The sequence below is a fragment of the Pseudaeromonas sp. HNCC25DJ182 genome, assembly GCF_055413365.1.
On record NZ_JBVAYG010000024.1, the window covers coordinates 38,179 to 49,561 of the forward strand.

Annotated in this window: 10 protein-coding genes and 1 pseudogene; 3 read left to right on the forward strand and 8 right to left on the reverse strand. The window is 54.7% G+C overall.

Annotated features, from left to right (window positions below):
- Positions 1 to 11 precede the first annotated feature (11 nt).
- From rbsD to rimO, 4 genes are all read right to left on the reverse strand, one after another.
- Entirely contained in the window at positions 12 to 431 is a 420-nt protein-coding gene (rbsD, locus tag ACZYUB_RS16085; protein ID WP_463949249.1) for a D-ribose pyranase, read from the reverse strand.
- A gap of 382 nt (positions 432 to 813) precedes the next feature.
- Entirely contained in the window at positions 814 to 2,178 is a 1,365-nt protein-coding gene (locus ACZYUB_RS16090; protein WP_463949250.1) for an ATP-binding protein, read from the reverse strand.
- The gene (locus tag ACZYUB_RS16095; protein WP_463949251.1) at positions 2,175 to 2,849 is read right to left on the reverse strand and encodes a response regulator; all 675 of its coding nucleotides are present in this window, start codon (positions 2,847 to 2,849) and stop codon (positions 2,175 to 2,177) included. The genes ACZYUB_RS16090 and ACZYUB_RS16095 overlap by 4 nt, the downstream gene beginning before the upstream one ends.
- Positions 2,850 to 2,977: 128 nt before the next feature.
- Positions 2,978 to 4,336, reverse strand: a complete 1,359-nt coding sequence (gene rimO / locus ACZYUB_RS16100) for a 30S ribosomal protein S12 methylthiotransferase RimO (protein ID WP_463949259.1) — start codon at positions 4,334 to 4,336, stop codon at positions 2,978 to 2,980.
- A 388-nt stretch (positions 4,337 to 4,724) separates the two neighbouring features.
- Here rimO and ACZYUB_RS16105 point away from each other — a divergent pair, with 388 nt between their 5' ends.
- On the forward strand, positions 4,725 to 5,201 hold the full coding sequence (locus tag ACZYUB_RS16105; RefSeq protein WP_463949252.1) for a SixA phosphatase family protein: 477 nt from the start codon (positions 4,725 to 4,727) through the stop codon (positions 5,199 to 5,201).
- A 105-nt stretch (positions 5,202 to 5,306) separates the two neighbouring features.
- Here ACZYUB_RS16105 and sodB read toward each other — a convergent pair whose 3' ends face one another.
- Positions 5,307 to 5,891, reverse strand: a complete 585-nt coding sequence (sodB, locus tag ACZYUB_RS16110; RefSeq protein WP_460882875.1) for a superoxide dismutase [Fe] — start codon at positions 5,889 to 5,891, stop codon at positions 5,307 to 5,309.
- A 298-nt stretch (positions 5,892 to 6,189) separates the two neighbouring features.
- On the opposite strand from sodB, the gene ACZYUB_RS16115 reads away from it, so the two are divergent.
- The gene (locus tag ACZYUB_RS16115; protein ID WP_463949253.1) at positions 6,190 to 6,525 is read left to right on the forward strand and encodes a Grx4 family monothiol glutaredoxin; all 336 of its coding nucleotides are present in this window, start codon (positions 6,190 to 6,192) and stop codon (positions 6,523 to 6,525) included.
- A gap of 86 nt (positions 6,526 to 6,611) precedes the next feature.
- Here ACZYUB_RS16115 and ACZYUB_RS16120 read toward each other — a convergent pair whose 3' ends face one another.
- From ACZYUB_RS16120 to uraA, 3 genes are all read right to left on the reverse strand, one after another.
- Positions 6,612 to 7,931: a Na+/H+ antiporter family protein gene (locus ACZYUB_RS16120; RefSeq protein ID WP_463949254.1), complete on the reverse strand. Its 1,320-nt coding sequence runs from the start codon at positions 7,929 to 7,931 to the stop codon at positions 6,612 to 6,614.
- A 155-nt stretch (positions 7,932 to 8,086) separates the two neighbouring features.
- On the reverse strand, positions 8,087 to 8,728 hold the full coding sequence (gene rnt / locus ACZYUB_RS16125) for a ribonuclease T (RefSeq protein WP_463949255.1): 642 nt from the start codon (positions 8,726 to 8,728) through the stop codon (positions 8,087 to 8,089).
- Between the two features lie 44 nt (positions 8,729 to 8,772).
- Entirely contained in the window at positions 8,773 to 10,038 is a 1,266-nt protein-coding gene (gene uraA, locus ACZYUB_RS16130) for a uracil permease (protein ID WP_463949256.1), read from the reverse strand.
- Between the two features lie 195 nt (positions 10,039 to 10,233).
- Between uraA and ACZYUB_RS16135 the strand changes: the two are divergent.
- A pseudogene (locus ACZYUB_RS16135) lies at positions 10,234 to 11,094 on the forward strand (flagellar protein MotY); the annotation flags it as partial.
- Positions 11,095 to 11,383 lie beyond the last annotated feature (289 nt).

The window sequence follows — 11,383 nt, forward strand, 5'->3', positions numbered from 1 at the left end:
GCGATCTCGCGTCAGAACGCTACACCGGCACAGATGATGAGATTGGCATAGGGGGTGACTTCGCCAGTCCGCACGATTGCCTTGCTCTGATGGGTCTGCTGCTTGAAGGCCTCGTGAGAGATGTAGTCAATCTGGATTGGTTTGCCCTGCTTGACTTCGGCTTGCTGCAGCAATTCCAGCAGTTGACCGTGGCATGCAGGACTGACGCGCGGCAGCTCTTCGGCCAGGATCACCCGCTCGATGACCATCTCCTCGCAGACCACTTGTGCTGTCTCCAGCAGGCCGGGTACACCGGCTTTTAGCGCCAGATCGATGCGCTGGGTGGTCGCGGGGATGGGCAGACCGGCGTCGCACAGGCAGATCTGATCGGTGTGGCCGCATTCTGCAATCACGGCACTGAGCGGGGCATTGAGCAACAAACCTTTCTTCATGATGGTTCTCCACAGGGTGTTGGCACACCCGTCAATGAGCAGATCCAGTGTCACGACTCGGTTACAGTGTGGTGCATCGGGCATTTTGGGGGGAAATTTACCCAGATAGCTTCACGCTTAAACATGACGTAACCGATTGCGTAACCGATTACGTTAGAGCGTAGACGCCGATCCGCATGACCACAAGATTGAGTAGGGAAATATGTGAAAGCGCTCTCAAAGGATCGCTGTCATCACGATGAGACTGGCTATATTGTAGTGATTTATAGGTGATGTTTCCCTGCCTGGTAGGATATTCGGCTGAGTTTTAACTCTGCGACGAGATTCGTTCGCACCAGTCGCTGCTCTGGTACTATGGCATTGGGCATTGAGGTGGTCGGTGCTAGCCCGCGCGGCCGGGTAACAAGATGCTAAAACAGGCGCCACCGAGCTCGGAGTCGCCGACCTGTAACTGGCCATGGTAGCTATGCACAATTTCACTGCAGACGCCGAGGCCAATGCCTTGTCCGCTGGAGTTATCGGCCCGCACGCCGCGCTGCAAAATACGGGCTCGCAACTCTTCGGGAACCCCGGGACCATCATCACTGACACGGATCAGCAAGCCCGTGCTGACGTGCCGTAATTCCAGACTAATTTCGCTGATGGCAAACTTGTGGGCATTGTCCAGCAGGTTGCCGAGTAACTCGAATAAGTCATCCTGTTCGCCACGAAACAGCAGTTCATCATCATGCAGCAGGCGAACCCGGATGCGCTTGTGTTGATAAACCTTGGCCATGGTGGCCAACAGCTTCTGGGCTATGGGTACTGGATCGCAACCTTGATTATTCAGTAGTTGGCGCCCGGTAACGGCTCGGCGCAAATGGTACTGAATGATCTGATCCATCAGGCTGACCTGTTCATTCAAGTTGCGTCGGGCTTTGGTACTGAGTTTTTCTTCTGCCATGGTGGCCTGGATCAAGGCCAGACGGGTTTTCAGGCTATGTGCCAGATCGTTGACCGTGTGTTGGTAGCGCTGCTTTTGCTGGCGTTCGTTATCCAGCAAGCGGTTGAGAGACTGAGTCAGCGGTTGCAGCTCTTTTTCATATTGGCTATCCATCTCACTTTTTTCGCCATTGCGGATCGCGTCCAGCTCGGATTTGATGCGCTTGAGCGATGACAGGCCCCAGCGCGTGGATAGTAAAAGCAGCACCGCCACGCCCAGATAGATCAACACGGCGCGGCGCAGGGTTAGCAATAGATAGCGATCGGCCTGAGCGGCCAGATCCGAAGCCGGACGCATCAGTATGGTATGAAAAGTTTTCGGCTTCTTGCTGTCGAAATAACGAGTCACGCGCAGGCTGTAGAGATAGTAGGGGGCGTCGGTATCAAATTTGACCAACCGGAACAGAGATTCTCGCGGACCTATGAAGGGCAGGATCCGTTGACAGAGCTTGCGCACGGTCAGTAGCTCCACCTGGGCAATGTCTTGCCACAGTAGTTCACCATTGACATCACAGACCACGCCATCCACCAGGCGATTGGGCCAATCCAGCTTCATGATGGAGAATGCCTTGGTGGCACTGGCCCGCGGTGGTGGGCGTACCGTGGTGGAGAACAGGCGGGAGAGATCCCGCTGTAGCTCCTGCTGGATAAATTTGGCTTGCTCGTTGCGGTAGGAGTCATATTCCAGGCTCACCAGCAGGGCCATCAGCAAACCGACCACCAACATGGCGGACAGCAAGAGCTTGACGTAGAGAGAGCGGATCATTGGCAACTCAGGTTGAAGATATAGCCCTGACGGCGAATGGTGGTAATGGGTTGTAACTCTCCTTCTGGATCCAGTTTCTTGCGCAAGCGGCTGACTAGAACTTCCAGGGTGTTCGGATCCCCTTCGCCATCATCGTACAGCTGGTCCATCAATTGCTGCTTGGAAACCACCTGACCACTATTGCGCATCAGATATTCCAGAATAGTGTATTCAAAATGGGTGAGTACAACCGTTTCGTCGGCAACCGCCAGCTCTTTGCGCGAGAGATCCAGCCGATAGGGGCCGGCCTGAATTTGCGGCGAAATAAACCCGGCGCTGCGACGGACCAGGGCATTTAACCGTGCCAACATCTCTTCTTTGTGGAAGGGTTTGACCATGTAATCATCGGCACCGGCCTCGAGACCGGCGACCTTGTCCTGCCAGTTGCCCCGCGCAGTCAGGATCAGAATTGGAAACGGGATCTGCTTGTCGCGAAGTTGTCGGATCAGCGTCAAACCATCCATATCCGGCAGACCGAGATCAATAATCGCCACATCAATCGGATAATCCTCGGCAAAATGCAGAGCCTCTTCGGCTTGGTGAGCGGCATACACCTGGTGATCTTCTTCTTGCAAGATGGACTTCAAGTGGTGATTCAGCAGTCGGTCGTCTTCGGCCAGCAGTATCTTCATGAAACAGGCAATCGGTAGGTGAATGGCAAACTATTCTCCTATGCCCTCTTGGTAAAAGACAAGCCGCAGCCAGAAAAAGCAACGGGAGCCAAGGCTCCCGTGCGGATGTATGGGGCAGCGACACATGATCAAGCGTCGACCAGGCTACCCCAGAGGTCATATTCATCGGCGTGTTCGATGACGACACGCACCAGAGCGCCAGGTTTGAGTGCGGTTTCACCATTGAGATAGATGACACCGTCTATTTCTGGAGCATCGCCCGGGGTTCGGCCGATAGCACCTTCTGCGTCGACTTCATCGATCAACACCCACATCTGCTTGCCCACTTTTTCCGCCAATTTACGGGTGGAAATCTGCTGTTGCAGCTCCATGAAGCGCACGAAGCGCTCCTCCTTGATCTCTTCTGGTACCTGATCCGGCAGATCGTTGGCTTGAGCGCCATCTACCGGGCTGTATTTGAAGCACCCGACGCGATCCAGCTCAGCCTTCTCCAGGAAATCGAGCAGCATCTGGAAATCTTCCTCCGTTTCCCCCGGGAAGCCGACGATAAAGGTGGAGCGCAGGGTAATCTCTGGACAAATGGCACGCCAGGAGTGAATACGCTCCAGCGTGCGTTCGACCGCTCCCGGGCGCTTCATCAGCTTGAGGATGCGCGGGCTGGCATGCTGCAGCGGAATGTCCAGGTAAGGCAGGATCTTGCCTTGCGCCATCAGGGGGATCACATCATCCACATGAGGATAGGGATAGACGTAATGCAAACGAACCCACAGATCGAGCTTGCCCAGCTCTTCACACAGCGCCTTCATACTGGTTCTGACGGGGGCCCCATCATAGAAGCCGGTTCTGTGTTTGACATCGACGCCATAGGCTGAGGTGTCTTGAGAGATCACCAGCAACTCTTTAACCCCGGCTTCCTTCAAACGCTTGGCTTCAGCGAGTACCTCACCGATGGGGCGACTCTCCAGATCCCCACGCATCGACGGTATGATGCAGAAGGTGCAGCGATGGTTACAGCCTTCGGAAATTTTCAGATAGGCGTAGTGCTTGGGGGTGAGCTTGACGCCGTGTGCTGGCACCAGGCTCATAAATGGATCATGTGCGGGTTTGGGCACATAAGTATGGACATGCTGCAGCACCTGCTCGTAGGCATGAGGGCCGCTGATCTCCAGCACCTTGGGATGAATGGCGCGGATCTGATCTTCTTTGGCGCCCAGACAGCCGGTGACGATCACCTTGCCATTTTCGGCCAGTGCCTCACCGATGGCCTCGAGTGATTCCTGAACGGCGCTGTCGATGAAGCCACAGGTATTGACGATCACCAACTCGGCATTGTCATAGCGATTGACTACTTCGTAGCCTTCGGTACGCAGCTGGGTCAGGATCCGCTCTGAATCGACCAGGTTTTTGGGGCAACCCAAGGACACAAACCCGATGCGTGCGGCTCCCGGCTGTGCTTGTGCCGGTTTGGCCGGCTGGTTGTCGAGCATCTGTCCCAGCGTGGTGGTGGAACAACTGTCGGATGCGTTCGGATCGAAGGTAGTAACGGTCATAGGCGATAGAGCGGACTGCAGATGTTAAAAAAGATGGCGGATTATACCTGATGGTGAAAAAAGAGGAAGGTGATGATCTGGTGAATTTTTGCTCACGCTGAGGAAAGCAGTGCGGGTAGGGACTGCTGGTGTCTTGTCTCCATCGCTACGGGTCACCTAGTTCGAGCGCTGCGGAGCTGGCTGATGTTGCAACTTAGGGTGAGCTGCCACTCTTTTCTCGGCGCTGGTGCAACGGGTTCAGGTGATTTTTTAGCGATTATCACGGAACCCTGCCTCAAGCGCGCTAAGTTTATAACAACAGGCTAACAACCATGCAGAGGTAGCAATGAAACAACTGACATTGATTCGACATGCTAAATCGAGCTGGAAAATTGCCGAGCTGGAGGATAGTTGGCGTCCATTGACCTCAAGGGGCTACCGGCAATTGCTGGAGCTGGGGAAACACGTTCCTGCGGGCGGCCTGTGGTTGGTGTCACCTGCAGTCCGAACCTATGCGACGGCTCATGTCTTGCGTCGTCTGGTGGGGCTGCCGATGGCGGGATTACAACTGGATGAGCGCTTGTATGAAAGCAGCGGTGATCGGCTGTTGGAGTTGCTGCGCGAACAGGATGACAAGGATGAACATCTGGTGCTGGTCGCTCACAGTCCGGGGTTGGATGAACTGGCGCTATCACTGTGTCCTGGCGCCCTGGTACCGCTGACCACCGCCAGCTTACTAACTCTGGAGCTAGAAATTAGTCAGTGGCAACAATGTACTCCGGGTTGCGGCAAGCAACTGACCTATTTGGTGCCTGGCGAGTAAAGCGGCCCACTTACCACTCAATCCCGTTCATCACTCAATCCCGTTCATCACTCAATAAAGAACCCCGCCGAGGCGGGGTTCTGGATAATGCTTTTTTTCGCTGAATCAAGCGGCGAAGTTCTTGGCCGCAAAATCCCAGTTGGCCAGTGCCCAGAATGCTTCCAGATACTTGGGACGCAGGTTGCGATAGTCGATGTAGTAGGCGTGTTCCCAGACATCAACGGTCAGCAAGGGGGTGATCCCAGCCTCGGTCAGCGGGCAGCCGGCATTGGAGGTATTCACGATTGCCAGTGAGCCGTCAGCCTTTTTCACCAGCCAGGTCCAGCCTGAGCCGAAGTTGGTGACCGCTGATTTAGTGAAGGCTTCCTTGAACTGCTCGAAGGAACCAAATGCCGCATCAATCGCAGCCGCTAACGCTCCGCTCGGCGCGCCACCGGCATTGGGTGCCAGGCTGTGCCAGAAGAAGGTGTGATTCCAGATCTGGGCGGCATTATTGAAGACACCACCGGAGGAGGTCTTGATGATCTCTTCGAGGGATTTACCTTCAAATTCGGTACCTGGAACCAGGTTGTTCAGGTTTACCACATAAGTGTTGTGGTGCTTGCCGTAGTGAAACTCCAGGGTTTCTTGAGAGAAATGGGGCTCGAGGGCATTCTTTTCGTAGGGCAGGGCCGGAAGTTCAAAAGCCATGAGTAAACTCTCCAATGTATACAGGCCCTCAGCCGGGCCGAATTGCCAAAAAGGGATTAAGTTGGGGACTATCCCGGTTACAGAATTGATTTATAGCAAACTTTTCAGGCTGAACGCCACAACTAAAGCCACAAACGCACCGGAAGTTGTTAACAAGCTGCTTACCTGCAGATTACATGACCTACTCTTCATCGCTAAACGGTGTTGGGTCCTGGGTATGAATACCCTTCCGATTTGTGGGATTGTTAGCGCGACGTTATGCGCTAGAATAGCCAAAACGACATAGCCAGAGGCCGTAATGGAAACAATCGAGAAGATCAAACAACAAATTGCCGAAAACCCGATCCTGCTATATATGAAGGGCTCTCCCAAGCTGCCCAGCTGCGGTTTCTCATCGCAAGCCTCCCAGGCCTTGATGGCCTGTGGTGAGCCGTTCGCGTATGTCGACATCCTGCAAAATCCAGATATTCGCGCCGAGCTGCCCAAATATGCCAATTGGCCAACCTTTCCGCAGTTGTGGGTTGAGGGGGAACTGATTGGAGGCTGTGACATTATTCTGGAGATGTTCCAGCAAGGGGAGCTGAAGCCTCTGATCCAGGAAGCGGCGGCGCGGCATAAGCCAGCGGCTGAGTAACGATTGCGTTCAACGCCTCAGCCGAACGACAGCATGAAGCACCAAGGGCCATCACTATGATGGCCCTTGGTTTATCGGCTATTGGCTTATAACACCATGCTGGCAATCCAGCCAAAGACGAGCAGTGGGATGTTGTAGTGGATGAAGGTGGGGACCACGCTATCCCAGATATGGTCGTGCTGACCATCGGCGTTCAGCCCCGAGGTTGGACCCAGAGTTGAGTCTGAAGCTGGCGAGCCCGCATCCCCCAAGGCACCAGCGGTACCAATGATAGCGATGGTGGCTAGCGGTGAGAAACCCAGATGCAGGCAGAGGGGAACATAGATGCCGGCGATAATGGGCACTGTAGAGAAGGAGGAGCCGATCCCCATGGTGACCAGCAGGCCGACCAGCAACATGGCAAAGGAGGCCCAGCCTTTGTGGTCACCCAGCGCGTTACCGACGGTCTGAACCAGACCTTCAACCCCTTGCGTCGCATTCATCACCGCCGAAAAGCCGGAGGCGCTGATCATGATAAAACCAATCAGCGACATCATTTTCACCCCTTGGGTGAAGGCATCCTGGCTCTCGTGGAATTTGATGACGCCGCCAATCGTGAAAATAAGGAAACCAACCAGCGCACCGACGATGATGGAGTCGGTATATAACTGCAGACCGAGGGCCGCCAAAATCGCCACCACCGCCACCCACAGATGATGGGGGGTAAAGGTCACTGTTTCCGGCTCGATAGCCAGAATAGGCTCCAGCGCATAATCCCGAGGTTTCCGGTAACTGAAAAACGCACATACCAGACCCAGAACCATACCCAGAACCGGGATGGCCATCGCCAGAGGAAGTTGCGGACCGCTCACGGCCACACCGCTGCGGATCAGATTTTGCGCCAGTATGTCGTTGAGAAAGATGCCGCCAAATCCAACCGGCAAAATCATGTAGGTTGCCGTGAGGCCGAAGGTGATGACACAAGCGACTAACCGGCGATCCAGACGCATTTGCGCCATGACATGCAGCAGAGGCGGGATCAGGATCGGAATAAAGGCGATATGCACCGGGATCAGATTCTGTGAAGCAATACTGACTGCCAGCAACGCAGCCAACAGCAGACTCTTGACCCAGACCAGATGGCTAGGCGTCGCCTTTTTACCCAGTTGCGAAATGACCTTGTGGGCCAGCAGGTCGGTGATCCCCGAGCGGGAAATCGCTACGGCAAAGGCTCCGAGCATGGCGTAGGAGAGGGCAATGGTGGCGCCGCCACCCAGACCATCGGTAAATGCCTTCAGGGTTTCCATCAGGCTTAGACCACCGACCAGACCCCCGATCAGAGCACTGACCGCTAGGGACACAACGACATTGATCCGCAACAGGCTCAGTACCAGCATGAGGGATACAGCAACAACAACCGGGTTCATCGATTCTTATCTCAAGGGACTAAAAGAGCGGAATATTTTGCGGATTAAATGACAAATGTCGAGCGGAAGATCGAATCAATTGCCACAAGGCTAGTGTATTCGACTGGTGGCGGAGAACAATAAAATCAGCCCCACGGATGGGGCTGAAGGTGTGACTACTCGTCGTTGGCCGGAGGCCAGCCACCGAGGGATTTCCAGCGATTAACGATATGACAAAACAGCTCGGCTGTGCGTTGGGTGTCATAGAGTGCGGAATGAGCCTCCTTATTGTTGAAGGCAATTCCTGCCGCCATACACGCCTTGGCCAGTACGGTTTGCCCCAGAGCCAGACCCGCTAAGGTGGCGGTGTCGAATGTGGCAAATGGATGGAATGGATTGCGCTTTAATCCCGCACGCTCGGCGGCCGCCATCAGGAAGCCATGGTCAAATGCGGCGTTGTGCGCCACGACGATGGCCCGATGACAGTCCGTTTCCTTGAGTCCTTTTCGTAGCCCCTTGAAGATGGCGCCTAGTGCTTCTTTTTCAGAGACCGCACCGCGCAGGGGATTAAACGGATCAATCCCGTTGAACTCAATGGCGGCCTTCTCGATGTTCGCTCCCTCGAAGGGCTCAACATGAAAATGGAAGGTCTCATCGATATGCATCCAGCCATCGTCGTCCATGGTCAGGGTGCAGGCGGCGATTTCCAACAGCGCATCACCTTTGGCGTTGAAACCGGCCGTTTCAACATCAATGACGACGGGGAAGTAGCCGCGAAAGCGGGCTTTTAACGGGTGCAACGGGATTTTTTCACTCATCCAAAACTCGATCACTAGAACAGGGTGTGAAGAAACGGAGCCCGTTAAGGCTCCATGATATCGTAGGTACTCATCCAGCCCAGACGTTCGAACAATTCAAACAGCAGGCTGACGGCAATAGACAGCAAGGTTGCCAGAGCCATCCCCTTGAGGCTGACACTGCCGATATCCAAGTGGGCACCGGACAGGCCGATGATCAGCACAATGGAGGTCAGGATCAGATTCTTTGGTTTGCTGTAATCAACCTTGGACTCGACCAGCATACGGATACCGGAAGCGGCAATCACCCCGAATAACAGCAGGGACACACCGCCCATCACCGGAACCGGGATAGTACGGATGAGCGCCGTGAATTGACCAAAAAACGCTAACAGAATAGAAATCACAGCGGCGCCACCGATAACCCACACACTGTAGACTCGGGTAATGGCCATCACGCCAATGTTTTCACCGTAGGTGGTGGTAGGAACTGAGCCGAAAAAGCCGGACAGGGTGGTGGAGATACCGTCGCCCATCAAGGAACGATGCATACCGGGGTCTTTCATCAGCGGGCGGTCGACGATCTTCTCCGTCACGATGAAGTGACCGATATGCTCGGCAATCACCACGAAGGCTGCTGGCAATATGGTGATGATGGCGGCCAGCTCGAAGGTCGGAGAGTAGAAGGTGGGCACCTGGAATACGGATGCCTGAGCTACATTGGTGAAATCAACCAAGCCCAGCAACCAGGCGGCCGCATAGCCGACGATGATGGCAATCAGGATCGGGATCACGGCCAGGAAACCGCGGAACAAGACGGAACCGAACACCACGACGGCGAAGGTTAGCATAGCCACACCGACTACTTTCGGATCCAGGGTCTTGGCGGTCAAACCGGCCATGTCTGCGGCCACAGGCGCCAACTCCAGACCTATGATGGCAACGATGGCCCCCATGGCGGCAGGTGGGAAGATCACGTTGATCCACTGGTAGCCAAACATCTTGATTAGACTGGCGACACCCATGAACAACAAACCGGAGGCAATAAAACCGCCCAATGCGGTTTCATAGTTGTAACTGGCCATCACGGCAAAAACCGGCGAGAGAAATGCGAAACTGGATCCCAGGTAGGCAGGTACCTTGCCTTGACAGAGAAACAGATAAATCAGGGTGCCGATACCGTTGAATAACAGGACGGTACCCACATCGACTTTGAACAGCATGGGTACCAGCACCGAAGCACCAAACATGGCGAACAGATGCTGAAAGCTCAGAGGAATACTTTCCAGTAAAGAAGGTCGCTCTTCTATCTGGATGATACGTTTGCGCATGGGGTTTCTCCTTTCCCGCAGGTTATCCCCTTTTAGGGGGCTATCTTGAGTCTTATCTGGGTATAAAGACGGCGTATTATGGCAGAAGTGCCCTTGAAAGCCCATGCCTGCAGCGTGCACCGGCTTCGCGGCAATTTCGCTAAAGTAATAGCTTTTCAGGCCGATAGAGGGGAGGTACAGGAAGAGGAGACGGCCGTGAAGTACAGATATCTGTTTGGCTTGTTAGGTGTGCTGACTGCAGTCAGCCAGGCTGCGGTGCTGGAATATGGTGCCAGTCTGGATCAGTCCAGTTGGCGATTGACCGGTGATAGCGCACTGGAATGCCGTCTCGAGCATTTTATTCCCGGTTACGGTAGCGGTTCTTTCGTCAGTCGGGCTGGTAAGAATATCAACTTGGACTTCGAGCTGCGGCCGTTGCGCCCGAATGCCCGGGTGCAAACCGTGACCCTGCGCTCGTTGCCTCCACGCTGGCGCCCTGGTGTTGCCGAAACCGGTATGGGAACCATACGTTTCTACAAACAGTTTGACGGTCTGGTCGAAGGACAGACTGCTTGGACCATGGTTGGCGAGCTGGAGCAAGGACGTTTCCCGGCTTTTGTGTTCCGTGATTGGTACCATAGAGGTGAACCGGTGCAAGTATCGGTATCGGCGGTCGGCTTTTATGCCCGTTACCAATCCTTCCTGATGTGCCTGCAGAGTTTGTTGCCCTATACCTTCGCCGATATTGCGTTTACCGCACTGAATTACGAGAAGAACAGTGATCGGTTGACTCCCTATTCCCAGCGGCGTCTGGAGATGATTGGCGAATACCTGAAGGCAGATCCGTCGATCGATATGCTGGTGATTAATGCTTACACCGATAGTTATGGTGGGCGCTGGCCGAACTTGAAACTCTCTGAAAAACGCGCCAAGGCCATCAAGAACTACTTTGCCAGTTTGGGGATCGATCCGGCACGGATCGAAGTGGAAGGTCATGGTGAGAAGCAACATGTCGCCAGCAATGAAACGGAGACCGGCAGGTCATTGAATCGCCGGGTCATCATCTCCATGTCCCGCTTCCTGCCGAATTATGAAACTCGCGGCCAGGAAGTGGGGGGTGACATGTACACGGGCGAGGAGCCCACCTCGGCCGCTGATGCAACGGATAAAGAAGCGATGGCGCCGAAGGCGGATGCATCCTCGATCCAGCCTGCAGCGGCCACGGGAGCCGCGGGAACTGCGGCCAAGACCAAGCCGCAGACGGCGAGAAAACCGGCCATCACCTCGGCTCCAGCATCTGGCGCTAACAACGGCGCTTGATACGGATCCTCCTGAATTGCCGATCAAAAAGCCCCGTTTAAAAACG

Bases quoted from the DNA above. Each gene is read 5' to 3' on its own strand.
- rbsD (WP_463949249.1), bottom strand. From the start codon at position 431: ATGAAGAAAGGTTTGTTGCTCAATGCCCCGCTCAGTGCCGTGATTGCA.
- ACZYUB_RS16090 (WP_463949250.1), bottom strand. From the start codon at position 2,178: ATGATCCGCTCTCTCTACGTCAAGCTCTTGCTGTCCGCCATGTTGGTG.
- ACZYUB_RS16095 (WP_463949251.1), bottom strand. From the start codon at position 2,849: ATGAAGATACTGCTGGCCGAAGACGACCGACTGCTGAATCACCACTTG.
- rimO (WP_463949259.1), bottom strand. From the start codon at position 4,336: ATGCTCGACAACCAGCCGGCCAAACCGGCACAAGCACAGCCGGGAGCC.
- ACZYUB_RS16105 (WP_463949252.1), top strand. From the start codon at position 4,725: ATGAAACAACTGACATTGATTCGACATGCTAAATCGAGCTGGAAAATT.
- sodB (WP_460882875.1), bottom strand. From the start codon at position 5,891: ATGGCTTTTGAACTTCCGGCCCTGCCCTACGAAAAGAATGCCCTCGAG.
- ACZYUB_RS16115 (WP_463949253.1), top strand. From the start codon at position 6,190: ATGGAAACAATCGAGAAGATCAAACAACAAATTGCCGAAAACCCGATC.
- ACZYUB_RS16120 (WP_463949254.1), bottom strand. From the start codon at position 7,931: ATGAACCCGGTTGTTGTTGCTGTATCCCTCATGCTGGTACTGAGCCTG.
- rnt (WP_463949255.1), bottom strand. From the start codon at position 8,728: ATGAGTGAAAAAATCCCGTTGCACCCGTTAAAAGCCCGCTTTCGCGGC.
- uraA (WP_463949256.1), bottom strand. From the start codon at position 10,038: ATGCGCAAACGTATCATCCAGATAGAAGAGCGACCTTCTTTACTGGAA.